At 72.7% G+C, this 25,731-nt stretch carries 18 protein-coding genes and 1 pseudogene; 5 read left to right on the plus strand and 14 right to left on the minus strand.

Annotated elements, in window-relative coordinates:
* Window positions 1–39 precede the first annotated feature (39 nt).
* Together RM609_RS07025 and RM609_RS07030 are read left to right on the plus strand one after the other, a co-directional pair.
* A complete protein-coding gene (locus RM609_RS07025) occupies window positions 40–915 on the plus strand; it encodes an enoyl-CoA hydratase/isomerase family protein (RefSeq protein ID WP_311608840.1) in 876 nt (291 codons plus the stop codon).
* A gap of 67 nt (window positions 916–982) precedes the next feature.
* Entirely contained in the window at window positions 983–1,651 is a 669-nt protein-coding gene (locus tag RM609_RS07030) for a flavin reductase family protein (protein ID WP_311608842.1), read from the plus strand.
* A 32-nt stretch (window positions 1,652–1,683) separates the two neighbouring features.
* Here the strand turns inward: RM609_RS07030 and RM609_RS07035 are convergent, their stop codons facing one another.
* The 5 genes from RM609_RS07035 to RM609_RS07055 all read right to left on the minus strand — a co-directional run bounded on the left by RM609_RS07035 (window position 1,684) and on the right by RM609_RS07055 (window position 7,665).
* The gene (locus RM609_RS07035) at window positions 1,684–2,703 is read right to left on the minus strand and encodes a hypothetical protein (protein WP_311608844.1); all 1,020 of its coding nucleotides are present in this window, start codon (window positions 2,701–2,703) and stop codon (window positions 1,684–1,686) included.
* A gap of 268 nt (window positions 2,704–2,971) precedes the next feature.
* Entirely contained in the window at window positions 2,972–4,045 is a 1,074-nt protein-coding gene (locus RM609_RS07040) for an alcohol dehydrogenase catalytic domain-containing protein (protein ID WP_311608845.1), read from the minus strand.
* Window positions 4,046–4,072: 27 nt separating this feature from the next.
* Window positions 4,073–5,536 (minus strand): aldehyde dehydrogenase family protein, encoded by a 1,464-nt coding sequence (locus RM609_RS07045; protein WP_311608847.1) that lies wholly within the window; start codon window positions 5,534–5,536, stop codon window positions 4,073–4,075.
* Window positions 5,533–6,720 (minus strand): acyl-CoA dehydrogenase family protein, encoded by a 1,188-nt coding sequence (locus tag RM609_RS07050; RefSeq protein WP_311608848.1) that lies wholly within the window; start codon window positions 6,718–6,720, stop codon window positions 5,533–5,535. The genes RM609_RS07045 and RM609_RS07050 overlap by 4 nt, the downstream gene beginning before the upstream one ends.
* Before the next feature lie 33 nt (window positions 6,721–6,753).
* Window positions 6,754–7,665 carry an SDR family NAD(P)-dependent oxidoreductase gene (locus tag RM609_RS07055; RefSeq protein ID WP_311608849.1) on the minus strand — a complete coding sequence of 304 codons (912 nt, stop codon included), beginning with the start codon at window positions 7,663–7,665 and terminating at the stop codon, window positions 6,754–6,756.
* A gap of 122 nt (window positions 7,666–7,787) precedes the next feature.
* Between RM609_RS07055 and RM609_RS07060 the strand changes: the two genes are divergently transcribed.
* A complete protein-coding gene (locus tag RM609_RS07060; protein WP_311608850.1) occupies window positions 7,788–8,714 on the plus strand; it encodes a cyclase family protein in 927 nt (308 codons plus the stop codon).
* Window positions 8,715–8,969: 255 nt separating this feature from the next.
* Here RM609_RS07060 and RM609_RS07065 read toward each other — a convergent pair whose 3' ends face one another.
* The 4 genes from RM609_RS07065 to RM609_RS07080 form a co-directional block, all read right to left on the minus strand.
* On the minus strand, window positions 8,970–9,449 hold the full coding sequence (locus RM609_RS07065; RefSeq protein WP_311608851.1) for an ATP-binding protein: 480 nt from the start codon (window positions 9,447–9,449) through the stop codon (window positions 8,970–8,972).
* Between the two features lie 422 nt (window positions 9,450–9,871).
* The gene (locus RM609_RS07070; protein WP_311608852.1) at window positions 9,872–10,903 is read right to left on the minus strand and encodes an acyl-CoA dehydrogenase family protein; all 1,032 of its coding nucleotides are present in this window, start codon (window positions 10,901–10,903) and stop codon (window positions 9,872–9,874) included.
* A 9-nt stretch (window positions 10,904–10,912) separates the two neighbouring features.
* On the minus strand, window positions 10,913–12,082 hold the full coding sequence (locus RM609_RS07075) for an acyl-CoA dehydrogenase family protein (protein ID WP_311608854.1): 1,170 nt from the start codon (window positions 12,080–12,082) through the stop codon (window positions 10,913–10,915).
* Window positions 12,083–12,086: 4 nt separating this feature from the next.
* Entirely contained in the window at window positions 12,087–13,346 is a 1,260-nt protein-coding gene (locus RM609_RS07080) for an amidohydrolase family protein (RefSeq protein ID WP_311608855.1), read from the minus strand.
* A 143-nt stretch (window positions 13,347–13,489) separates the two neighbouring features.
* Between RM609_RS07080 and RM609_RS07085 the strand changes: the two genes are divergently transcribed.
* Window positions 13,490–15,085: a class I adenylate-forming enzyme family protein gene (locus tag RM609_RS07085; RefSeq protein ID WP_311608856.1), complete on the plus strand. Its 1,596-nt coding sequence runs from the start codon at window positions 13,490–13,492 to the stop codon at window positions 15,083–15,085.
* 59 nt (window positions 15,086–15,144) lie between these two features.
* Here RM609_RS07085 and RM609_RS07090 read toward each other — a convergent pair whose 3' ends face one another.
* From RM609_RS07090 to RM609_RS07100, 3 genes and pseudogenes are all read right to left on the minus strand, one after another.
* Complete coding sequence (locus RM609_RS07090) at window positions 15,145–17,799, minus strand: serine/threonine kinase C-terminal domain-containing protein (RefSeq protein ID WP_311608857.1); 2,655 nt, start codon at window positions 17,797–17,799, stop codon at window positions 15,145–15,147.
* An 885-nt stretch (window positions 17,800–18,684) separates the two neighbouring features.
* Window positions 18,685–19,588, minus strand: a pseudogene (locus RM609_RS34715) (serine/threonine-protein kinase); the annotation flags it as partial.
* A 404-nt stretch (window positions 19,589–19,992) separates the two neighbouring features.
* Window positions 19,993–21,699, minus strand: coding sequence for a glycerol-3-phosphate dehydrogenase/oxidase (locus RM609_RS07100; RefSeq protein WP_311608858.1), 1,707 nt, complete (start codon window positions 21,697–21,699; stop codon window positions 19,993–19,995).
* Between the two features lie 339 nt (window positions 21,700–22,038).
* Between RM609_RS07100 and RM609_RS07105 the strand changes: the two genes are divergently transcribed.
* Entirely contained in the window at window positions 22,039–23,307 is a 1,269-nt protein-coding gene (locus RM609_RS07105) for a nucleotide sugar dehydrogenase (protein ID WP_311608859.1), read from the plus strand.
* A gap of 54 nt (window positions 23,308–23,361) precedes the next feature.
* Here the strand turns inward: RM609_RS07105 and RM609_RS07110 are convergent, their stop codons facing one another.
* Complete coding sequence (locus tag RM609_RS07110) at window positions 23,362–24,456, minus strand: rod shape-determining protein (RefSeq protein WP_311608860.1); 1,095 nt, start codon at window positions 24,454–24,456, stop codon at window positions 23,362–23,364.
* Between the two features lie 113 nt (window positions 24,457–24,569).
* Window positions 24,570–25,697, minus strand: coding sequence for a GuaB3 family IMP dehydrogenase-related protein (locus RM609_RS07115; protein WP_126914644.1), 1,128 nt, complete (start codon window positions 25,695–25,697; stop codon window positions 24,570–24,572).
* Window positions 25,698–25,731: the final 34 nt, after the last annotated feature.

Genomic DNA, 25,731 nt, shown 5'->3' on the forward strand with positions numbered 1-25,731 from the left:
GGGCCGCGCCCGGCCGCCCGTAGGACAAGGAGCTCCCCCATGACGCTCTCCCCCCGTGAGTCATCCCCCGGGCCCGGTGGACGCGACGAGCCGGACGGGTCCGCCGCGTCCACCGGATCCGCTGAGTCATTGGTACTGCACACCACTGACAACGGGGTGGCGTGGCTGACCCTCAACCGGCCCCACGCACTCAACGCCATCACCCCTGACCAGCGCGAAAACCTGATTTCCCAATTCGGCCGGGCCTCGTCCGACCCGGCCGTCCGGGCCGTGGTCCTCACCGGCGCCGGCGCGGGCTTCTGCTCGGGCGCCGACCTGCGGGCGGTGCCGGGAGCGGCTCTCACCGACCGCGCCCCCGGCGATGTGGCCCGGACGATCCGGGACGGCGCCCAGCGGCTGATCGGGGCGGTGCTGGACTGCGAGAAGCCCGTGATCGCCGCCGTGAACGGCACGGCCGCCGGGCTCGGCGCGCATCTCGCGTTCGCCTGCGACCTGGTCCTGGCCGCGGAGTCGGCCCGCTTCCTCGAGGTGTTCGTCCGCCGGGGCCTGGTCCCCGACGGCGGCGGCGCGTATCTGCTGACCCGCCTCGTGGGCCCGCGCCGGGCGAAGGAGCTGATGTTCTTCGGCGACGCGCTCTCCGCCACCGAGGCGGAACGTTTCGGCCTGGTCAACCGCGTCGTCGCGGACAAGGAGCTGGACGAGACGGCACGGGCCTGGGCCCAGCGGCTGGCCGACGGCCCGACCCGTGCCCTCGCCCTGACGAAACAGCTGGTCAACGCCTCGCTCGACGCCGATCGCGGCACGGCGTTCGCCGCCGAGGCGGCGGCGCAGGAGATCAACTCCACGACGGCGGACGCGGCCGAGGGCGTCGTCGCCTTCCTCGAACGCCGGAGCCCCGCCTTCCGGGGGCGGTGACCGCCATGGGCGCCGGGTCCCGCGCACGGGGTACCGATCTCACACACCATCAGTTTCAATGGAGGCCATGATGGGACACGCCGGTATGGCGGACGTCGCCCTGCGGTATCTGCGATCGGCCGGCTCACCCGCCCCGGTCGCCCCACGCCTTCCCCCGCTCCCCCGCCCGGCACTGCGGGCCGTACGAGCGGACGAGCCTCCTCCGCCGAACCCGGAGGCGTTCCGGACGGTGCTGGGGCATTTCGCCAGCGGAGTCACCGTGATCACGGCGCCCGGAGCGGACGGCGAGCCTCCGGCCGGCTTCGCCTGTCAGTCGTTCGCCTCACTGTCCCTCGACCCGCCCCTGGTCGTCTTCATGGTCGGCCGTACGTCCACGACCTGGCCCCGCGTGGCCCGCGCGGGCGTCTTCTGCGTCAACATCCTGGGCTCCGGACAAGGAGCGCTCTGCCGGGGTTTCGCGGTCAGCGGGGCACAAACGGCCGACAAGTTCGCCGGAGTTCCCCACACCCCTGCTCCGGCGACCGGTTCGCCCAGGATCCAGGACGTGCCCGCCTGGGTGGACTGTGCGATCCACACGGTGCACACGGCCGGGGACCACCTCATCGTCGTGGGGCGCGTGGCGGCCCTGGGGACGGACGAGAACGCGGCGAGCGCCGGCCCCCTGCTGTTCCACCGGGGCGGCTTCGGCGCCTTCGACGCGTTCGGGACGTACGACGAAGCGGCGTCCCGCCCCTGACGGGCACGTCCGTCCGGTCGCGCCCCCTCCGGTCACTTCTTCCTGTGCTTGACCATCTTCGTCAGTACGTAGCGCTTGCCGGAGCCCGGCTTGCCGATCTCGTGGAAGATCCGCGGCTCCTTCTCCGTACCGATGACGCTCCAGTCCCGGGACAGTTCGCAGGAGCTGATCCGCATGGAGACGCCCTGCACCCGGCCGCCGTCCTTGACCGGCGTCCAGGTGCCGGAACCGTCGCAGTCTTTCGGCCGGTCCTTGCCCGTGCCGTCCCAGGTGAAGTTGTCGAGCCCCTCGGCGATCGCGTTGCCGTCCGAGTCCAGCTTGACCGTGCCGCCACGGCCGTCCGTCCAGGTGCCGGCGAGGTCCGACTTGGTCAGGCGCGGCGGCTCGTACACGCTCACCAGGCCCGTGCCGTACGCCCCGGCGCCGAGCACGCCGACGACCAGCCAGGCCAGCAGGCCGTCACGCGTCACCCGGCGGGCCACGCTGCCGGAGCGGCTCTCGCGAGCGCGACGAGCGGCCGCCCGGCCGGCCAGAGCGGCAGGCACCAGCACGACCGTGAGGGCGCCCCACCAGATCGGATAGCTGAGCGGCCACGCGAGGGAGAGGCTGCCGAGCGCGGCCACACCACCGAACACCGCGACGGCCGCCGCGGCGACGGCGGCCGTGGCCCCGGCGGTCCACAGCGCGCCGGCGCTCCGCTCCCGCGCGCGTGCCGTCCGCCGGGCCAGCGTCAGCGCGGGCATGACGACGGCGGCCGTGACGAAACCACTGAGCAGCACGATCAGCAGCAGGGCGCCGAGGGCCACGGCGGCGATCAGGACGGGGCCCTTGGGGAGCCCGTCGTGCTCCCGGGAGAGAAGGACGAGCACACCGGCCGTCGCGGCGACGACGGTCTCCGCGCAGAGCGCGGCCATCGAGGCGCAGAACGCCGCGCCGAACCCGTCGTCGCGCGCCGTCCGGTGCGGCGCCGCGCAGCACGGCGCGGACGCGGCGTCCGTCGCCTCGTCCGGTATCTCTTCCGCTATCGGGTGCGGCTCAGCCTGCTGTGTCATGTCAGCCCCTCTCTCCAAGAATGATTCCCCCAGAGGCCGCGAGGTTCCGTTCCCGCCGGTCCGGGACCACACCCGTCCCGCCGATCCACCGGCAAGGGGCCCGGGCACACCACCGCGCCCGCGGCGGCCGACGACGGACCATTCTTACCGAATAGTCCGTCTTGACCTGAATCCGGGCCCGCTCGGCACAAAAGGCACAGGCCAACCCCACACTCAGGCGACGGCCCGCGCAAGACCCGCGGCGGGGATCACATGGAGGACGACCGGCTCACCGGTCGAAGGAGAGGACGCCCCGGGCCACCGTACGGTTGTTCATGTCGTCCATGGCCTGCGCGAACTCCTCGACGGGGTAGATCCGGCTGACGAGTTCGTCGAGCATCAGGCGGCCCTCCCGGTACAGCCGGGCGTAGAGGGCGATGTCGTGCTGCGGCCGGGACGAGCCGTAGCGGCAGCCCAGGATCGACTTGTCCAGATAGAGGGACGAGACCGGGAACGCCGCCTCCGCTCCGATGGGCGGCACTCCCAGGAGGACCGCCTGGCCATGCCGTCCGAGGAGGTCCACCGCCTGCCGGACGAGCCGGACGTCGCCTACGCATTCGAAGGCGTGGTCGGCGCCGGCGGGCAGGACCTCCCGGACGGCGGCGAGGACGTCGCGACCGGCGGAGGCGTCGACGAAGTGCGTGGCGCCGAGGAGCCGGGCCGCCTTCTCCTTCGCGGGATTCGCGTCGACGGCGACGATCGGGGCGGCACCGGCGATCCGCGCGCCTTGCAGCACGTTGAGGCCGACCCCGCCCGCCCCGATGACGAGGACGGACTCGCCCTGGCCCACACGCGCGCGGTTGAGGACCGCGCCGACACCGGTCAGGACGCCGCAGCCGAGGAGGGCCGCCGGGGCCGGCGGGACATCGGCGGGGATCCTGACGGCCTGGACGGCCTTGACGACCGTCCGCTCGGCGAAGACGGAGGTGGCCGCGAAGTGGAACAGCTTCTCCTCGTTCCGCCGGAAGGGCCTGCCGGGCCTGCCGAAGGCCGCCCGGCACATGGCGGGCCGTCCCCGGTCGCAGTCGGCGCAGGCGCCGCAGGAGGCCAGAGTGGACAGGGCGACGTGATCGCCGGGTGAGACGTGTGCGACGCCCGGCCCGACGGTCTCGACCACGCCCGCGCCCTCGTGCCCGAGGACCACGGGGACGGGATGCGGGATGGTGCCGTCGACGACCGCGAGATCGCTGTGGCAGAGGCCGGCCGCGGTCACGGCGACGAGCACCTCGCCGGGCCCCGGGTCCCGTACCTCCAGGTCGTCGACGAAGCGGGGCCGCTCGCCGTCGAAGATGACGCCTCTCATCGGTGGTGGTCCTCTCCGGGGTAGGGCTCAGGACGGCCAGACGACCGACTGGAGTTCGCTGTACGCGTCGAGGGCGAACGAGCCGCCGTCGCGGCCGATCCCGCTCTCCTTGAATCCCCCGAAGGGAGTCTCGGGGTGCCGCTGGACGGTGTTCACGCCGACGTTTCCGCTGCGGAGCCGGGCGGCGAGGGCCCAGGCGCGGCCGGTGTCGGCGCTGAAGACATAGTCGTGGAGGCCGTACGCGGTGCCGTTGGCGATACGGACCGCCTCGTCCTCGTCGTCGAAGACGAGCACGGCCACGACGGGGCCGAAGATCTCCTCGCGGGCGACGGCCATGTCGGGGGTGACGTCCGTGATGAGGGTGGGGGCGACGTAGAAGCCCGGGCGGACGGCGGGGCGCGTGCCTCCGACGAGGATGCGGGCGCCCTGGTCACGGGCCTCGGCGATGTGGGCCTCGACGCGGTCGCGCTGCTCGGCGGAGATCAACGGGCCCACGGCCGTGGAGTTATCCACAGGGTCCCCGACGATCAGCGACCCGGCGTAGCGTGTGAGACCGGCGACGACCCGCTCGTGCCGCGACCGGTGGACGAGTACGCGGGTCGGCGCCGTGCAGATCTGCCCGCTGTGGAAGGACCAGACCGAACCGACCGCCCCGACCGCCGACTTGATCACCGCCTCGTCGGCGTCCTCCAGGACGATGGCCGCGCCCTTGCCGCCCAGCTCCATCAGGGTGCGCTTCATCGACCTCCCCGCGGCCTCGGCGATCTTCTTTCCCACCGCGCTGGAACCGGTGAAGCTGATCATGTCGACGCCGGGGTGCGCCACGAGCGCCTCCCCTGCTCCCGCGCCCGAGCCGGTGACCACGTTGAACACCCCGTCGGGAAGCCCGGCCTCGCGGCACAACGGGCCCAGCTCCAGGCAGCAGAGCGGGTCCTGCGGCGCCGGCTTCGCGACGACCGTGTTGCCCATGGCCAGGGCGGGCGCCGCCTTGCCCGCGAGATTCACGAGAGGGAAGTTGTAGGAGGTGATACAGCCGACGACGCCCACGGGGCGGCGTACCGCGGCGGCGCCGAGCAGGCCGCCGGGTGCGAGGGGGCTCGCCCTGACGGGGCGCGGTGCGAGGGGGACGACGCGCGATTCCGTCGCGCCCCGCGCGTACCGGTGGAAGCGTTCGGCGGCGGTGGGAAGTTGCATGGTCGAGGTGACGCGTGTCGTCGCGCCGGTCTCGGCCTGGAGGAGGGGCGCGAGCTCCTCGCTCCGCTCGGTGATCAGATCAGCGATCCGGTCCAGTACGGCCGCGCGTTCGCGCGGATCCGTACGGGACCAGCCGTCCTGCGCGGCCCGCGCGGCGGCCACGGCGTCGGCGACTTCGGCGGGAGTCGACTCCGGGGCCTCCCCGACGACCTTCTCGGTCGCCGGATTGACAACTGGATAGTGCCCTTTTTCCGGCGCGCGCCAGGCGCCGGCGATCCAGTGCCCGTACGCCGTCATGTCCGTGCCTCCTTGGGCAGACCGAGTACGCGCTCCGCGATGATGTTGCGCTGGATCTCGTCCGAGCCGCCGTAGATGGTGTCGGCTCGGCTGAAGAGGAACAGGCGTTGCAGGGTGTCCAGCCGGTACGGGCTGTGGGCGCTCCAGGGGTCCGGCCCCAGGGTGGCGGGGGCGCCGCGCACCCGCATCGCCAGTTCACCGAGCCGCTGGTGCCAGCCGCCCCACAGCAGCTTGGCGACGCTGGGCGCCCCGGGGGTGTCCGCGGCCCCAAGGGTCCGCAGGGCGTTCCAGCGCATCACCTGGAGTTCGGCCCATTGCCGTACGAGCCGGTCCCGTACCGCCGGCTCCTCTGCGGCGCCGGACTCCACGGCCAGGCTGACCACCCGTGCCAGTTCGGCCGCGAAGCCGATCTGCTGGACGAGGGTGGAGACCCCGCGTTCCCTGGCGAGGAGTCCCAGGGCGACCCGCCAGCCGTCGCCCTCGCCGCCGACGAGGTGCTCTGCGCGGGCCTCGGCGCCGTCGAAGAACACTTCGTTGAAGTCGGCGGTCCCGGTCAGCTGGCGGATCGGCCGGACCTCGACGCGGCCGGGCTGGTCCATCGGCACGAGGAGGAAGGAGAGTCCGTGATGGCGATGTGAGCCCTCGGTGGTGCGGGCGAGGACGAAGCACCAGTCGGCGTCGTGGGCGAGCGAGGTCCAGATCTTCTGCCCGTCGATCCGGTAGACGCGGCCGCCGTCGGCGCGTGTGGCGGTGGTCCGGACACCGGCGAGGTCCGAGCCCGCGCCGGGCTCGCTGTAGCCCTGGCACCAGATCTCCTCGCCCCGGGCGATGGCGGGGAGGAAGCGGACGCACTGGGCGTCGTCGCCGTGGGCGAGGAGAGTGGGTGCCAGGAGGTTCTCGCCGAGGTGGCCGAGGCGGGCGGGCGCCCCGGCGCGGGCGTACTCCTCGGCCCAGACGACCTGGCCGGTGAGGGAGGCCGTGCGGTTGCCGTGGGTGCCGCGGTGGGGACTCCAGCCGAGGCCGATCCAGCCGTCGGCGCCGAGTTCGCGCTCCCACGCGCGGCCGGGCGCGGGGCGTCCGTCATCGTCCTGGTGCCGGGCCGTATGTTCCGGCAGGTGCTCGGCCAGCCAGGTCCGGGCTTCCTGGCGGAAGGCCTCGTCCTCCGGCCCGAATGCGAAGTCCATGGCGCTGTGCCTCTCCCTTCGCGGTCTGTCGCGTCACGCGTTGGGGCGCCGGCCGGAGGCGGCCGCGTCGGCCATCGCCCGGAGCCGCTCCAGCAGGGGCATCGGATCGGTGCCGACGGTCTCCGGGAGGATCTCGGCGATCCGTTCGGGGGTCCAGCGGCCCTCGGCGTAGGCGGCGCGCAGTTCGCGCGGCTGGGCCCAGACAGCGATCTTGGGTCCGGCGACGGTGTAGACCTGGCCGGTGACGCCCTGTTCCCGGGCGCGGTCGCCGAGCAGGTAGACGACCAGGGGGGCCACGTCCTCGGGCTCGCCGATCTCCTTGAGTTCCATGGGGACGCCGGCGGACATCCGGGTGCGGGCCACGGGAGCGACGCAGTTGGCGGTGACGCCGTACTTGTGCAGCCCCAGGGCGGCGCTGCGGACGAGGGAGATGATCCCGCCCTTGGCCGAGGCGTAGTTGGCCTGGGACACGCTTCCCTGATGGTTGCCGCTGGTGAATCCGATGAGGGTGCCGGCGCGCTGTTGGCGCATCACGGCGGAGGCGGCGCGGAAGACGGTGAAGGTGCCCTTCAGATGGGTGGCGATGACCGGGTCCCATTCCTCCTCGGTCATATTGAAGATCATGCGCTCGCGGAGGATGCCCGCTCCGCATACGACGCCGTCGAGACGGCCGTATCGGGTGATCGCCGTGTCCACGATCCGCCGGCCGCCGGCCATCGTGGAGATGTCGTCCGCGACGGCCGTGGCCTCGCCCCCGAGGGCCTCGATCTCCTTGGCGACAGCGGTGGCGATCTCGCTCGAGGGCTCCTCGCCCGCCACGGACACCCCGTAGTCATTGACGACGACCCGGGCTCCCTCGGCGGCGCACGCCAGGGCGACCGCCCTGCCGATCCCGCGTCCGGCGCCGGTGACGGCGATCACCTTGCCGGCCAAGAAGTTCCCCACGGCGTGGCCCCCTCCCACAGTTTCTGACGGTCCGTTAGATTTTTGGGCAGCACGGGCGTGAGCACAAGCCCCGCGGCCCGAGCCGCGGCGGAGCCGCACAGGCGCCATCCGGGAGGACTTCCATGCCGTTGCCGTCCGAGTTCTACGAACTGGCCAAGCGTGTTAACAACTGGGGTCGTTGGGGCGAGGGTGACGAGATAGGCACGCTCAACCTCATCACCGACGCCGTGGTGCGCGAGGCCGCCGCGACCGTGGCCGGCGGCAGGCGGGTCCCGCTCGCGCTGCCCTTGCACCAGGACGGCGTACAGACGGGGGTGATCCCGGGCAGGATCAACCCGCTGCACACCATGGTGGCGATCAACGTGGAGCTGTTCGGGCCGGGCACGGTCGCCACCAGCGACGACATCGTGACCATGGGGCTACAGGCCGGTACGCACTGGGACGGGCTCTCGCACGCCTCCCACGGCGGGAAGCTCTACAACGGCCGCCCGGCGGACTCGATCACCGCCCAGAGCCGCTCGGCCTTCCACGGCGTGGAGAAGCCCGGGCACATCGTCTCGCGCGGCGTACTGCTCGACGTCGCCCGAGCCAGGGGCGTGGACCGACTCGACGGCGACCACGCCGTCACGCCGGAGGACCTGGAGGCGGCGGAGGAACTGGCCCGGGTCACGGTCCGGCCGGGAGACATCGTGCTCGTCAGGACGGGACAGATCCAACGCTTCCTGGCCGGCGACAAACACGCGTACGCCCACCCCTCCCCCGGTCTGTCGATCCGCACGCCCGAGTGGTTCCACGCCCGTGATGTGGCCGCCGTCGCCAATGACACCCTCACGTTCGAGATCTTCCCGCCGGAGATCACGGACCTCTGGATGCCCGTACACGCGCTCGATCTGGTGGAGATGGGCATGCCGCAGGGCCAGAACTGGAATCTGGAGGAGCTCTCCACCGTGTGCGCGGAAGAGCGGCGCTACGCCTTTTTCCTGGCGGCCATGCCGGAGCCGTTCGTCGGCGGGACGGGAACACCCGTGGCGCCTGTGGCGATCTTCTGACAACGGCCCCGGGGCCCGGCAGGATCCCGGGGCAACGGGTGGGCGGCGGCGCACAGATGCGCACCCCGAGCACGGCACCGTGCGCCGCCAACCAGCTCCGGCGCCTCAGCCCTGTCGTCGCGCCGGATCGCGACCCGCACTCGTCAAGGCAGCCCAGGACAGCCGGACCTCTCGACGTCCCCTCGCAACGAATCGCTGCATCCAAGGGTGATCACGTGACCACTTCACGTCAACACCTGGTCTGGACTTTGTCGACTACGCCCGATTTGTCGCGGCGTGTTGTGGCTCGAAAGCACTACTCCAGCACGGCCCGCCGCGGTCGACCTCGCACCAGACGCGCTTGCCGGCGCCCTCGCGCTGCCAGCCCCAGCGGTCGGCGAGCCCGTCCACCAACTCCAGACCCCTGCCGCCCGTGTCGCCACCCTCGGCCCATCGCCGCGTCGGCGGCCGGGCGCTGATGTCGGCCACCTCGACCCGGACCGTGCCGGGCCGGGCCTCCGGCGCGGGGCCTGCGGGGCTCACGGCGCCGGGGAGGAGCATCCGCAGGACGGCCGGACAGCCGGTGTGCACCACGGCGTTGGTGACCAGCTCCGAGATCAGCAGGATCAGCGTCTCGGCCAGCGGTTCGTCGAGCCCTATCCCGCACCCGACGAGCCGAGACCGCGCCCACCTACGGGCCCGCCCCACTTCCGAGGGGTCGGCCCCCACCTCGATCTGCACCTGAAGCACCTGCACCGCTCACACCATCCGAACCGGCGGACACAACGCCTCGCTGCCCGATGGGATCACTGAGCGTGACCCCCTTCGGCGACAGCATGGTTGACATACAGTCACCCCGACAAGCGCTTCGGGCATATTCCGGCGCAAGGGGGCATGCATACTGCATACTGTGCTGCGCGCGCTTGAGGGCCTCGGACACCGGGGCATTCTCACCTCCGGGCCGACAGGGACGAAGGGCGCTTCCCCACCCGGTACCGCTTCTTCGGCGGGACCGGATTTATTGCACCCCTGAACCACTCGCATCTCACGGAGAGTACCGGAAACCCGGCGCGACTCCATACGGTGACGAGTTACGCGAAGAACACAACTCGATATCGACGCAGCGTGATCACCCCGGGCGGTAAGGGCGGCTTTTCGGCTGTGCCGATTACCCGGCGTTATTCGAATGGTTCGCGATTTCCGTCGGGCAATTCTCCGGGCGGGTCGAGCAGGGCCCGGGTCAGCGCCTCCTCGGCCTCGTCGGCCGACTGCCACTGCGTCCGCCGCAGCCAGGCCCGTTTCAGATGGGGGTGAACGTCCGCCTCCCAGGTGAAACCCATACCGCCATGCACTTGCAAACAGTCGCGGGCATTACGGATCGCGGCCTCGTCCGCCAGCAGTTTGGCTCCGGCGATATCACTTTCGGTAGCCAGGAGTGACGCGGCATATACGCTTACGCGTGCGAGTTCCGTACGGGCGAGCATTTGTGCGCACAGGTGCTGCACGGCTTGGAACGCGCCGATCGGGCGGCCGAACTGTCTGCGGGACTTCGCGTGGGAGACGGCCATGTCCAGGGTGCGGCCGGCGCTGCCGAGTTGCTGGGCGGCGGTCAGCAACGCCGCCTCCTGGCAGAGGCGGACGGTGTCGCCGTCGGCGCCCACGAGCGGCAGTTCCCGCACGTCCTTGGGCAGCCGCTCCACATGGTGCAGCGGCGTCGTGGGGTCCACCGACCACAGCGGACGGCCCTGTAGTGCCTGCGGACCGCGAGCGCCCGTCACCTCCAGCACCCGGGGGCGGTCGCCTCCCATGACGAGGTCCATGACGAGCACGGCGTCGGCGACGGAGAGGTGCTCGACCATGCCGGGTCCCTCCAGGGCCGTCACCACGGTCTCGCCCTCGGCCGCGCCGGGAATCAGCCCGGCCGCCAAGTGGGTGGCGATGAGCGGGCCCGGGAGCAGATGACGGCCCGCCTCCTCGAAGAGGAACACCGCCTCGGGCAGGCCGAGCCCGGCTCCACCATCCTTCTCCGAGAGCCTCAGGGAGAAGAATCCACACTCTCCCAACTCCCGCCACAGAGAGCGGTCGAGAGCGTCTCCCGGCACTTCGGCATCGACGGACTCCCGGAGTTTCTCCCGGGGGAATCGCGCCGCCAGGAGCGTCCGCATGCCCGCGACCAGAGCGCGCTGATCGTGACTCGGCCGGAAGTCCATGCCCTTAGGTCACCGCCCCTTGGGAAGGCCGAGAACGCGCTCGGCGATGATGTTCTGCTGGATCTGGGAGGTACCGGCGGCGATGGTGTAGGCGAGGGATGTGAGGCGCCCGATGGTCCATTCGTGATCGGCGTCCAGCGAGAGCGGGCCCAGAACGTCGGCGGCCGCTTCGTAGAGCTCCTGCCGCGCCTGGGAATAGCGCAGTTTGAAGACCGAGGCTCCGGCACCGGGCACCCCGTCGCCGCCCGCGCGGAGCGACGCTTCCGCCTCGCTCGTATTCCACTGGACGAGTCGCCACAGCGCGCCGAATTCGGCGTTGAGACGGCCCAGCCGGCGCCGTAGGACGGGATCGTCCCAGCGCCCGTTCTCCCGTGCCGTGTGGGCCAGTTGTACGAGGGTGCGGCGGCAGGCGACGACTTCCCCCGCGAAGGCGGTGCCGCGCTCGTAGGAGAGCGTGACCATGGTGACGCGCCAGCCGTCGTTCTCGGCGCCGACCCGATGGGAGAGCGGCACGCGCGCCCCGTCGAGGAACACCTCGGCGAACTCCGCCGGCCCGGCGAGGGTCCGCAGCGGGCGGACCGTCACCCCGGGGGCGCCCATGCGCAGGGCGAGCCAGGTCAGGCCCCGGCGGCCGGAGTCCGGGGGGCCGGTGCGGACAAGCAGTTCGCACCAGTCGGCGACCTCGGCGTGCGAGGTCCAGATCTTGCTGCCGGTGACGACATAGGCGTCGCCGTCACGGACCGCGCGGGTGCGCAGGGAGGCCAGGTCGGAGCCCGCGTCCGGCTCCGAGAAGCCCTGGCACCACACCTCCTCGCCGCGCAGGATGGGTGGGAGCCACCGGGCTCGCTGGGCGGCGGTCCCCTCGGTCGCGATGGTGGGGCCCGCGTGCAGGAGGCCGACGAAGTTGGCGCCGACATAGGGAGCGCCCGCCCGTTCGGTCTCCTCCAGGAAGATCAGGTGCTTGCCGGGGAGCGCGCCCCCGCCACCGGCGTCGGCGGGCCAGTGCAGACCGGCGTACCCGGCGTCGTACAGCGCCCGTTGCCAGGCGCAGTCGTAGGTGCGACGGGCGGGCCAGTCGTCCGGTGACGGCTTGGGGGGCAGCTTGGGCAGCGTCGCGTCCAGCCAGGCGCGGAGCCCCTGGCGGAACTCCTCCTCTTCCGCGGTGTGGCCGAGGTCCACCGGCTCAGCTCCCCGGCTCGTCGAGATCCAGGCGCGGGTCCAGGTCCGGGTCCATGCCCAGGCCCGGGTCCAGGTCCAGGTCCAGGTCCAGGCCGAGCATGCGGATGGCGTTGCCCCGCATCAGCTTGTGGACGGTCTCCTCGTCCAGACCCTTCACATGGTCGAGCGCCACTTCCTTGGTGTGCGGCCACGTCGAATCGACGTGGGGATAGTCGGTCTCGAAGGTGGCGTTGTCGCGGCCGATCGCGTCGAGTGAGTCGATGCCGTGCCGGTCGCGGAAGAAGCAGCAGTAGATCTGCCGGTAGTAGTACATCGATGGAGGCTCGGGGATCAGGTCGCGGACGCCGCCCCAGGCGCGGTGCTCCCGCCAGACGTCGTCGGCGCGTTCCAGGGCGTAGGGGATCCAGCCCATCTGCCCCTCGCTGTAGGCGAGTTTGAGGCGGGGGAAGCGGACGAGGACGCCGCTGAAGAGGAAGTCCGACATCGAGGCCATGGCGTTGTTGAAGGACAGCGTGGCCTGAACGGCCGGCGGCGCGTCGGGGGAGGCGGCGGGCATCTGGGAGGAGGACCCGATGTGCATGCACACCACCGTCCCCGTCTCCTCGCAGGCGGCGAAGAAGGGGTCCCAGTAGCCGGAGTGGATCGAGGGCAGCCCGAGGTACGTCGGGAGCTCGCTGAAGGTCACGGCCCGCACGCCGCGCGCCGCATTGCGCCGGATCTCGGCCACGGCCAGTTCCACGTCCCACAGCGGGATCAGGCACAGCGGGATCAGCCGGCCGCCGCTGTCGCCACACCACTCCTCGACCATCCAGTCGTTGTAGGCCCGCACACAGGCCAGCGCGACCTCCTTGTCCCGCGCCTCCGCGAACGTCTGCCCGCAAAAACGCGGGAAGGTCGGGAAGCACAGGGACGCCTCGACGTGGCCCAGGTCCATGTCCGCCAGCCGGGCCTTCGGATCCCAGCAGCCCCGGCGCATCTGTTCCCGCGTGATGCCCTCCAGGGTCATCTCGTCCCGCGAGAAGCCGACAGCGGCGATGTTGCGCTTGTACGGGAAGCGGAGGTCCTCGTAGACCCACCAGTCGGCCGGGGGGCCGTCCGGGTCCATGGTGACGCGGTAGGCACCCCCGACGTACTCCAGCTCCCCGATCCCGGCGGTCAGGGGGCGCGGCCCGCGGTCGCGGTACTTCGCCGGCAGCCAGGTCTCGAAGAGATGGGCCGGCTCGATCACATGGTCGTCGACGCTGACGATGCGCGGCAGCTCCATGGGTGCCCCTTCGCCGTATCCGACACCGTATCTGACACTCCGTCAGTCATCAGGAGGCTAGCCCTCGCCCTCTGGACCGACAAGAAGCGACGGCCTACGCTCCGGCGCAGATATGACATACCGTCAGATCGGAGTGGGCTCTCATGCGGAACGGTACCGACGCCCGGGAACTGGCGGACTCCCGCACACTCTGGGAGCTCCTCGAGCACCGCGCGGAGCTCACCCCGGACGCCCTCGCGCTCGTCCAGGCGGACGAGCCCGCCCGGGAGTCACGGGACGGAGCACCCGGCGGCGACCGGCGGGTGACCTTCGGCGGGCTGCGCTCCCGCGCCGAGCGCGTGGCCGCCTGGCTCCACACCTTCGGCGTGGGGCCGGGGAGCCGGGTCACCTGGCAGCTGCCCACCCGTGTCGAAACCGTCGTCCTGACCTTCGCCCTGGCCAGGCTGGGCGCCGTCCAGAGCCCGCTCGTCCCCGCCTGCCGCGACCACGAGGCCGGGCACGCGCTCAGGTCCACCGGAGCCGAATACTTCGCCGTCCCCGGGCTGTGGCGGGGCTTCGACCACACGCCGATGGCCCACCGCGTCGCCCTGACGCTGCCCACGCCGCCCCTGGTGTTCCTGGCCCACGACGCCCTTCCGGAGGCCGACCCGGCGATTCTCCCGCCCCCTCCGGCCGACGGCACGGCCGTCCGCTGGATCTTCTGGACGTCCGGCACCACGGCGGAGCCCAAGGGCGTCCTCCACACGGACCGCGCCCTCATCGCCGCCGGCGGCTGCCTCGCCGACGCGCTCCGCCTCACCTCCGACGACGTGGGCTCCATGGCCTTCCCCTACGCGCACGTGGCCGGGCCCGACTACACCGTCGCGATGCTCCTGCGCGGCTTCCCCGCACTGCTCGTGGAGCACTTCTCCCTGCCCGGTTCGCTCGCCGCCTACCGGCGCCACGGCGTCAGCGTGGCGGGCGGCTCGACCGCGTTCTACGCGATGTTCCTCGCCGAGCAGCGCAAGAACCCCGCCCGCAGGCTGCTCCCCACGCTCCGGCTCATGGCCGGCGGCGGGGCGCCCCGGCCGCCCGCGCTCCACCACGATGTGGTCCGCGAGCTGGGCTGCCGGCTCGCCCACGGATACGGGATGACCGAGGTACCGATGATCACCATGGGGTGCCCCGACGACCCGGAGGAGAAGCTGGCCACCACGGAGGGACGGCCGCCCGCCGGCATGGAAGTCCGGGTCGTCGGCCGGGACGGCGCGCCCGTACCCACCGGTACGGACGGGGAGATACGGCTGCGCGGCGAGGCCGTCTGCCAGGGCTATCTCGACCCGGTCCAGACGGCCGAGGCGTTCGACGAGGACGGCTTCCTCCGCACCGGGGACCTCGGCCGGCTCACCGAGGACGGCCATCTCGTGCTCACCGGCCGGGTGAAGGACATCATCATCCGCAAGGGCGAGAACATCTCCGCGCAGGAGGTCGAGCGGTTCCTCCACGACCACCCCGGCGTCGAGGACGCCGCCGTCATCGGCCTGCCGGACGCGCTGCGCGGGGAGCGTGTCTGCGCCGTGGTCCAGCAGCCGTCGGGGGCCCGGCCGCTGACCCTCGAAGCCGTCACGGCCCATCTGCGCGCCGCCGGTCTGGCGGTGCACAAACTGCCCGAACAGTTGGAGCTCGTCGACGCGCTGCCCCGCGACGACACCCTGCGCAAGGTCCTCAAACAGACGCTGCGCGAGCGCTTCGCCGACTGAGCGACTCGGCTCCCGGCCCCGACCCCGGGACCGAGCCCGGACCCGGGACCGTCACGCGGTCAGCCGCCCGTCCGGTAGGTGGCCATGGCCTGCTCGAAGAAGGTGTCCACCGACCGCTGTTCGTCCATCGGGCCACGCACCTGGAGCAGGTGGTAGCGGTCCCCCAGGACCATCGCGGCGTTGCGTACGTAGATCTGGCGGCCGCCACTGTCGTTCCAGTGGAACGTGCCCTCCGCCGTCGCCGTACCGCCGACGTCGACGCGCCGCAGGCCGGAGGAGCCCGACCAGGACGAGGCGCGGTACGGGGCCAGCTCGGGCTCCTTGTCCTGCTGGTAGGCCATGGGGTCGCCGCCGAACTCGGCCACCGTGTCCCGGCCCGGGACCACGATCAGCTCGTAGTCCCCGCCGGCGTAGACGACCTGGCCGCGCTCGTTCTCGCCACGCCGCTGCCAGTCCTCGGCGACGGCCACGGCGAAGCCCTTGGGGTCCTTGCGCAGGGCGAACCCCTTGGCAGCGCCCGCACCGGCCCCCGCGCCGTCGTCGGCCCGGCCGTCCCGGGCGCCGTCGGTGGAGGCCCGGCCCGCCGTCCCGGAAGGGGCGGATCCGCCCGGGGCCGCGCTCAGGGCACCGGCCGCGCCCGTGCGGTCCACCGGGGCACGCCCCGTGTCCTCCTCCGCGCGCGGCATGAACAGCACCGCGTACAGCACGGCCCCGATGAGGGCGAGCAGAATCAGGCCCAGCAGCAGCCTTCCCAACCGCAGCGGTGAGGCGGCCGCTGTGGGAACGCGCTCCTCCCGCAGATGCCCTGTGGTGTGGAGGCCGCTCCGCTCCTGCGCGCGGGGCTCCGCGTGCCGTTCCGCGCCCGTCCGCTTGTGCCGCCCGTGGGCACTCGCCGGGGCCTGCCCGGCCGCCGCGCCCCGGTCGGACGCGCGGCCGCGCCGCCTGCGGACCAGCTCGCCACGCCGGCGGACGACCGGGAGCCGGCGCGGATCGCCGGGGGCGGGGGCCCCGATCGACGGCACGGTGACGGTCCGGCTGCCGAGCTCGGGCTCCGGCGCCGAACGGATGAGCGAACGGAGCCAGCCGCGGAGCTCCTCGAACTCGGGCCGTTCGGCCGGGTCCTTGCGCATCAGCGACTCGACGACCGGGCGCAGCGCGCCGCACTCCTCGGCGTACGCGGGTGGTTCCGAGCAGACGACCTGGACGAGCTCGGCCGTGCTCTCCTCGGGGTAGGGCGCGTGGCCCTGGACGACGCGGAAGAGCAGGGCGCCCAGGGCCCATAGATCGGCGGCGGGGCCGACGGGGGGCGCGAGCTGCCAGTTCTCCTGCACCGGCCAGGCCTGTTCGGGCGCCCAACGCTCGGTGACGGCGCCCACCACGACCATCCGCGCCTGCCGGGCGCGCTCGGCGGCGAGCGCGTCGGCCGGTCCCTTGGGGTGACCCCAGCCGGTCGAGGACCGGCCCGCCGGGGCCGACCCCGGCCCTCCGGCGGTCACGGCGGGCTGAGCGCCCCGGTCCGGTACAGCGGGGTTGCCCTGACCCGACGCGGCGGACTGCTTGCCCTGCCCCGGTACGCCGGGCCTGCCCTGCCCCGGAGCGGCGGGCCGCCCGCCCTGAGCCGGTACGCCGGGCTTGCCACCCTGCCCCAGTCCACCGGCCGCGCCCTGCCCCGGTGCCGCAGGACCGGGCACAGCGCCCGGGCCCGACCCACCGCGTACCAGGCCGTTCGCGTTCCAGGAGCGGGTGGTCCCGGGGGCGGGAGCGGCGCCGCTGGACGCGCTGCCGCCGCCCCAGGTGGAGGCGCCGGCGACCGGGTGGGCGGTGCCCTCGACCGCCGCGCGCGCGGCGGCGCGGGCCGCCGCGTGGTAGGCGGCGATCGCCCCGGCGCGGGCCGCGCGGGCGTTCCGCGTCTCGTCCCGTTCGTCCTTCGTGCCCTGGACCGCCGCACCGCCCGCCACCGCACCGCCCGCCGCCGCACCGCCCGCCGCGGCGCCGCCCTGCCGGGGCACGCCCCCGACGCGCGCGCCCGTGCCGCCGCGCGCTCCGCTCCCCGGCGGCCCGTACGGCGACGGGCGCGACCGGTCCGTCGTCTCCGGGACCGGGTCGTAGCCGCACAGCGCCTCCTCGGCCGCGCCGGCGGCCAGGCCGGTGAGGATGGCACGGCCGTCGTCGCAGATGAGGACAGTCCGGGCGGTGATGTTGCGGTGGGTCCAGCCCTGGGCGTGCAGGGCGCGCAGGGCGGTGAGGACGTCGGCGGCAACCTCGGCCGCGCGGTGCGGGGAGAGCGTGCGCTCGGCGAGCAGGGCGGCCAGAGGACGGGCGGAGACGAACTCGCTGACGATCCAGAGGCTGCCCGCCTCGGCGAAGACGTGGAAGACCTGGTCGAGCCGGGGGTGGTCCGGGATCTGCGCGGCGGCGGTGGCGGCCGTCAGCGCGCGGCGCACCGCCGGGTCGCCGGAAGCCGGGGCCGTACGTCGCGCACCCGCGCCCACGGTCCCCGCCCCGGCCGGTACCCGGGCGGCGCCGGGACCGTGGGGGCCGTCGCCCCCGAGAACCTCGGCGTCGACGACCTCCGGCAGCGGAATCTGCCGGACCAGGACCTCCTGGCCGCTGTAGGTGTCGAACGCCCGTGTCTCCACGAGTTCGAACGCCTCGGACGGGGGCAACGGCAGACGGTAACGGTCGGCGAGCACCCGGCCCGCGTAGTCGTCCACGACGCCTCCCCACTCGTGCGATCCGCCGTCGCGCGGTCCGCCCCGACCGCACCGACCGGCCGTCAAAACCGGTCGTTCAGCGGTGCCTTGCGGCGTATCGCGACTGCGTACGGTCCACGACGACTCACGATACGTGCCGAACCCGCCCCTTAGGGCGCGTACGGCTCAGTACGTCCCTACCAGTCCCCACCAGTCCGGCCCGGTATGCGCACGTGTCCCTACCGTCCCGGAAGACCACATGGCGTCGCGATGGCGTCGCGCGAACGGGCCCGCGTCAGTTCGCGCGCGAGAAGCCGTCCAGCACGTCCCGGCCGTCCAGGGCGGCGTACACCGGAGCGGTCGAGACGATCGCGGCCTTCTTGTGCTTGGTGGACGAACCGTCCTTGCCGTTGTCGTCCTTGTTGCCGCTCACGGCGATGGCGATCACCGTGCCGATGACGGCGAGGACGACCACGACCGCCGCGACGAGCAGCACGCGGCGCGGTACGACGTCCATGAGCGAGGCCCGGCCGTAGGTCGTGCCCCGCGCGTCACGGGTGCCCCTGGCACCGGCCGCGACGCTGCCGACCCGCAGCCTGACCGGCTGCCCGGCGCCCTCGGGCTCGGCGGTGACCGACGTGCCCGTGTCCGCGTCCCGCAGGGGCCGGAAGGCGCCCCGTGCCGGCACGGACGGCGAGCCGGACCGCGCGGCGCCGGACACGCCCCCGGACCGGGAGGACGGCGTCGACGACGCCGACGACGAACGCGAACCCGACACGGCGGAAGACGAGGTACTCGAAGAGCCCGCGGACGGCCGGGCGTCGTCGTAGCCGTACCCGCCGCCGTGGCCCTTCTTCGACCGCGCCGGACCCGCCGCGCGAACCGGCTTCTCCGGTATGGACGGCACGGCGATGGCCTGGGTGGCATCGAGGTCGGGCTGGGGCTCGGGCGGCTTGGGCAGCCGCTCGTCCGGGGCGTTGACGGCGGCCGTCAGCAACGCCCGCGCCCCCGCCTCGTCCAGACGCTTCTGCGGGTCCTTGGCCAGCAGCCCGTACATGACGTCCGCCAGCGGGCCGGCGTTGCGCGGCGGGCCGAGGGGTTCGGTCATGACGGCCGTGAGGGTGGCGATGGCCGAGCCCTTGTCGTACGGCGGGGCGCCCTCGACGGCCGCGTACAGCAGGCCGCCCAGCGACCACAGGTCGGCGGGCGGGCCGGGCTTCTGGCCGCGGGCGCGCTCGGGGGATATGTACGAGGGGGCGCCGACGAGCATGCCCGTCGAGGTGACCGAGGGGTCGCCCTCGACCTGCGCGATGCCGAAGTCGGTGAGGACGACCCGGCCGTCGTCCGCGATGAGGACGTTGGAGGGCTTCACGTCGCGGTGGAGGATGCCCTCGCGGTGCGCGGCGCGCAGCACGTCGAGGATGGCGAGCCCGACCTCGGCGGCCCGGCGCCACTTCAGCGGACCGTCCTCGCGGATGACGTCGGCGAGCGAGCGGCCCTCGATGAGCTCCATGACGATCCACGGGCGGTCGTCCTCGTGCACGACGTCGTAGACGGTGACCGCGCCGGCGCTGCGGATCCGGGCGATGGCCTTGGCCTCGCGCAGCGTGCGCGTGATCAGCCGGCGCTTCTCGTCCTCGTCGATGTTGGACGGAAAGCGCAGCTCCTTGACCGCGACCACTCGGCCCAGGGTCTCGTCCGTCGCCCGCCAGACCGTGCCCATGCCACCGCGCCCGAGGACGTCCCCGAGGCGGTATCGCCCGGCAAGGAGGCGCCCTGCCGTGCCCTGCGTCTGCTCCGCCTCCGACATGCGTCCCCTCTGGCAATCAGCTCTGCGACCAACCGACCCTGGCAGAGGGACCATTGTCTCTCATCCGCGGACCAGCGGAAGGCCAGGGTCCGAGAGCCCTGGTGAGAAGCGTGTGCCGACGCGCACCATCAACCCCCGTCGCACGGCGGACGGAGCCTTCCGTACCGCGCCGGGACGGTGTCGAGGACGACGGGATGCGGTGGCGTCGTCGCCCGCTCCCCTGAACAGGACCTGTCACTCCCACAGGACTCGGTTCGGCGACGGGCGGTTCCCGAAGCTGCCGGGCTGTCACACACCGCTCATAAGCGCACCTCTCATGGACGCGCCCCGTACCGGTGACCGGCGGTGGCGTATTTCGGAGGACATCGACGGACATCATGACCCCGACAACCCCGGACGGGCCGTCAGACCGGCTGGATGTCCGGCGCGCCCAGCCGGGCCGCGTCCGCCGTCAGGTCGTCGGGCTGCCGCTGCGACTCGCGCTCGGCCTCCACGCGTTTCTCGTAGTGCTCGACCTCCTTGTCGACCTGGGCCGCGTCCCAGCCCAGCACGGGCGCGATCAGCTCGGCGGCCTCGCGGGCGCTGCGCGTGCCGCGGTCGAAGGTCTCGATCGAGATCCGGGTCCGCCGGGTGAGGACGTCGTCGAGATGGCGCGCCCCCTCGTGGGAGGCGGCGTAGACGACCTCCGCCCGCAGATAGTCCTCGGCACCGGTCAGCGGTTCGCCCATCGCCGGGTCGGCGATGACATAGGACAGCACCTCGTCCACCAGCGAGCCATAGCGATTGAGCAGGTGTTCGACCCGGGCGACGTGCAGCCCCGTGCGCCGGGCGAGCTGGGCGCGCCCGTTCCACAGGGCCTTGTACCCCTCGGCGCCGACGAGCGGGACGTCCTCGGTGACGCAGTCGGCCACCCGCTGGGCGAGCCCGTGCACCGCCTCGTCGACGGCGTCCTTCGCCATCACCCGGTACGTGGTGTACTTGCCGCCCGCCACGACCACCAGCCCCGGCACCGGGTGGGCCACCGTATGCTCGCGCGAGAGCTTGCTGGTCGCGTCCGACTCGCCGGCGAGGAGGGGGCGCAGCCCGGCGTAGACGCCCTGGACGTCGTCGCGGCTGAGCGGCACGGCGAGCACCGAGTTCACATGCTCCAGCAGATAGTCGATGTCGGCGCTGGAGGCGGCCGGGTGGGCCTTGTCCAGGTCCCAGTCGGTGTCCGTCGTCCCGATGATCCAGTGCCGGCCCCACGGGATGACGAAGAGCACGCTCTTCTCGGTGCGCAGGATGAGCCCGGTGGTGGAGTGGATCCGGTCCTTGGGGACGACCAGGTGGATGCCCTTGGACGCCCTCACATGGAACTGGCCGCGCTCGGCGATGAGCTGCTGGGTGTCGTCCGTCCACACCCCGGTGGCGTTGACGATCTGCCGGGCGCGGATCTCGAACTCGCCGCCCTGCTCCAGGTCGCGCACCCGGGCGCCGACCACGCGCTCGCCCTCGCGCAGGAAGCCCACGACCCGCGCCCGGTTGGCGACGTCGGCGCCGTAGGCGGCGGCGGTGCGCACGAGGGTGGTGACGTAGCGCGCGTCGTCCATCTGGGCGTCGTAGTACTGGAGGGCGCCGACCAGCGCGTCCTTGCGCAGGCAGGGCGCGACCCGCAGGGCCTTGCGGCGGGTGAGGTGGCGGTGGGCGGGCAGCCCCCTGCCGTGGCCCGAGGAGAGGGACATGGTGTCGTAGAGGGCCACGCCCGCGCCGGCGTAGACCCGCTCCCAGCCCCTGTGCTGGAGCGGGTAGAGGAAGGGCACCGGTCTGACCAGGTGCGGGGCCAGCCGCTCGAGCAGCAGCCCGCGCTCCTTGAGGGCCTCGCGCACCAGGGCGAAGTCGAGCATCTCCAGATAGCGCAGCCCGCCGTGGATGAGCTTGCTGGACCTGCTGGACGTGCCGGCCGCCCAGTCCCGCGCCTCGACGAGGCCGGTCATCAGTCCGCGGGTCGCCGCGTCCAGGGCGGTGCCCGCGCCGACGACGCCCGCGCCGACCACGAGGATGTCCAGTTCCCGCTCCGCCATTCGGGCGAGAGCCTCGCCTCGCTCGGCCGGGCCGAGTGTCGCTGTCCTCACCACTGCCTCCCGCCTGGCCGATCCCGCCGCCGCTGCCGGTGGCCGCGCGGACGGAGCCGAGACCGTACGTCGTGACGCGTCCTTCTTCGATGCTGCCCCAGATCGGCCGCTCCGGCCGGGCCACGGACGGACGCGCCTCGACGCGGACCCGGTCGCGCCGCGGCCCGGCCCCGGACGCACGGCGACGCGGCCCCACCGGGAGAGACTCAGAAATACCGGATAACAGTCATATATCCGCCTAAGCTGATGTACCGGGCCGTTTCGCCGGCAACCCACCGGCCGCCGGCCATCGCCTCCGGACGTCGCCTCCGGGAAGGACCGCATCCCGCCATGCCCGCCATGCCCGCAGATCTCGCCGTCATCGGCCTCGGTCACCTCGGGCTCCCCCTCGCCCAGGCCGCCACCGCCGCCGCCATCCCCACCGTCGGCTACGACACCGACGCCCGCACCGTCGCCGAGCTCCGCGCCGGACGGCTGCCCCCGGAAGGCGCCGACGGCATCACCGCGAGCCTGATCCGTCGCATGGTCTCCGCCGGTTTCCGCGCCACCACCGAGGACGCCGAGCTCGGCAGGGTCCGTACGGCCGTGATCTGCGCCCCCACCCGGCTGGGCGAGGACCGGGCGCTCGACCTGAGCGCCGTCGTCGCGGCGGCCCGCGCCCTGGCGGCCCGGCTCCGGCCGCACACCACCGTGATCCTGGAGTCCGCCGTCTACCCCGGCACCACCGAGGACCTGCTGCGCCCCCTCCTGGAGTCCGGCTCCGGGCTGCGCGCCGGCCAGGACTTCCACCTCGCCTACTCCCCCAGCCGCCTCGACCCCGGCAACCGCCGGTACGGCCTGGCCAACACCCCCAAGGTCATCGGCGGCCTCACCCCCGCCTGCACCGAGGCCGCCGCCGCCTTCTACGGACGGATCTGCGAGAAGGTCGTCCGCGCGCGGGGCCCCCGCGAGGCCGAGGCCGTCAAGGTCCTGGAGACCAACTACCGGCACGTCAACATCGCGCTCGCCAACGAGATGGCCGTCTTCTGCCACGACATCGGCGTCGACCTCTGGGACGTCCTGCGCTGCGCGGAGACCAAGCCCTTCGGCTTCCAGTCCTTCCGCCCCGGCCCCGGGGTCGGCGGCCACGGCGTCCCCATCGACCCCAACTACCTCTCCTACAAGGGCCGCAGCCTCGGCTATCCCCTGCGCATGGTGGAGCTGGCGCAGGAGGTCAACGGACGGATGCCGCGCTACGTCATCCAGCGCTGCGCCACGCTCCTCAACGAGCACGGCAAATCCGCGCGCGGCGCCCGGGTGCTGCTGCTGGGCGTCAGCTACAAGGCCGACGTCGGCGACCAGGAGGGCTCACCGGCGCGCGAGATCGCGTCCCGGCTGATGGAGATGGGCGCCCTGCTCAGCTATCACGACCCCTACGCCGCCCAGTGGCGGGTCATGGGCCAGCCGGTACCGCGCGCCGACTGCCTCTACGAGGCGGCGGCCGACGCCGATCTGACGGTGCTTCTCCAGCACCACCGCACGTACGACCTCCAGGGGCTCGCGGTCAAGGCCCAGCTGCTGCTGGACACCCGGGGCGCGAGCCCCACCGGAGCGGCGCACCGGCTGTGACACGTGCCCCGGGGGCAGGCCCGGCCACAGCCGGCCCCGCCACAGCCGGCCCTGCTACAGCCGGCCCGACAGCAGGCGCGGCTGGGCGTCCAGCACCGTGCGCATCGAGGCGAAGTTCTCCACGCAGCGGCCGGTGCCGACCGCGACGCAGTCGAGCGGCTCGTCCGCGACGAGCACGGGGATGTCGAGCTCCTGGCTCAGCCGGACGTCCAGGCCGCGCAGCAGCGCGCCACCGCCGGTGAGCACGATGCCCCGCTCCATGATGTCGCCGGAGAGCTCCGGCGGGGTCTCGTCGAGCGTCTGGCGCACCGCCATCACGATGGCGTCCACCGGCTCGGTGAGCGCGTGGCGGATCTCGTCGGCCGTCAGATCCAGCGTCTTGGGCAGACCGCTGACCTGGTCCCGGCCGCGCACCGTCAGCCGGTCGCCGGGGCGCAGGCCCTGGGTCTCCTCCGGGTCGCCGCCGCCCGCGTCCGAGTAGCCGGTCGGGGAGGCCGAGCCGATGGTCAGCTTGATCTCCTCGGCGGTGCGCTCACCGATGGCGAGGGCGTACTCCTTCTTGACGTAGGAGATGATCGCCGTGTCCATGGCGTCGCCCGCCGTGCGCACCGAGCGCGCGGTGACGATCCCGCCCAGCGAGATCACCGCGACCTCGGTGGTGCCGCCGCCGATGTCGACGACCATGCAGCCGGTCGGCTCGCTGACCGGCAGCCCCGCGCCGATCGCGGCCGCCATGGGCTCCTCGACCAGGTGCACCTGACGGGCCCCGGCCTGCGACGCGGCCTCGATGACCGCCCGTCGCTCCACGCCCGTGATGCCCGAGGGCACGCAGACCACGACGCGCGGGCGGGAGAAGCGGCGGTTGCCCATGACCTTCTTGATGAAGTGCCGCATCATCCGCTCGGCTATCTCGAAGTCCGCGATGACGCCGTCCCGCATCGGGCGGATGGCGACGATGTTCGAGGGCGTACGGCCGATGGTCTCCTTGGCCTCGGAACCGACCGACAGCACACTGCCGTCCTCGGCGTTGACCGCGACGACCGAGGGCTCGTTGAGCACCACTCCCTTCCCTCGCACATACACCAGCGTGTTCGCGGTGCCGAGGTCGATACCCATGTCCCTGCCGCTGAACGACTTGCTTTGCGCCATAAGTCGCCAGTATTCCCTAAGATCGAATGCTTATACGGCACTAACGGCGGCGGCAGGCCATGCGAAAGGCCCGGCCTGCCGAAGCAGACCGGGCCTTTCGGGAAGACGAAGCGTCAGCGCTTGTCGTGCTGCGACGGCGCGACCGTCACCTCGACGCGCTGGAACTCCTTGAGCTCGCTGTAGCCCGTGGTGGCCATCGCCCGGCGCAGCGCGCCGAAGAAGTTCATCGAACCGTCCGGGGTGTGCGAGGGGCCGAGGAGGATCTCCTCGGTGGAACCCACGGTGCCCAGGTTCATGCGCTTGCCGCGCGGCACGTCCTCGTGGACGGCCTCCATGCCCCAGTGGAAGCCACGGCCGGGGGCGTCGGTGGCGCGGGCCAGCGGGGAGCCCATCATCACGGCGTCGGCGCCACAGGCGATGGCCTTCGGCAGGTCGCCGGACCAGCCCACGCCGCCGTCGGCGATGACGTGGACGTAGCGGCCGCCGGACTCGTCCATGTAGTCCCGGCGGGCGGCGGCCACGTCGGCCACGGCGGTCGCCATCGGGACCTGGATGCCCAGGACGTTACGGGTGGTGTGCGCGGCGCCGCCGCCGAAGCCGACGAGGACACCGGCCGCGCCCGTGCGCATCAGGTGGAGGGCGGCGGTGTAGGTGGCGCAGCCGCCCACGATCACCGGGACGTCGAGCTCGTAGATGAACTGCTTGAGGTTCAGCGGCTCGGCGGCGCCGGAGACGTGCTCGGCGGAGACGGTCGTACCGCGGATCACGAAGATGTCCACGCCGGCGTCGACGACGGCCTTGGAGAACTGCGCGGTGCGCTGCGGGGAGAGCGCGGCGGCGGTCACGACACCGGAGTCGCGGACCTCCTTGATGCGCTGCCCGATCAGCTCCTCCTTGATCGGAGCGGCGTAGATCTCCTGGAGGCGCTTGGTCGCGGCGGTCTCGTCCAGCTCGGCGATCTCGGCCAGCAGCGACTCGGGGTCCTCGTAGCGGGTCCACAGGCCCTCGAGGTTGAGCACGCCCAGGCCGCCCAGCTCGCCGATGCGGATGGCGGTCTCGGGCGAGACGACCGAGTCCATGGGGGCGGCCAGGAACGGCAGCTCGAAGCGGTAGGCGTCGATCTGCCAGGCGATCGAGACCTCCTTCGGGTCGCGGGTACGGCGACTCGGGACGACGGCGATGTCGTCGAACGCGTACGCCCGGCGGCCGCGCTTGCCGCGCCCGATCTCGATCTCAGTCACGTGTGTGGCCTTTCACTTTCCTTGGCGCTCCGTC

Source organism: Streptomyces hesseae (assembly GCF_031845785.1).
GTDB lineage: Bacteria > Actinomycetota > Actinomycetes > Streptomycetales > Streptomycetaceae > Streptomyces > Streptomyces hesseae.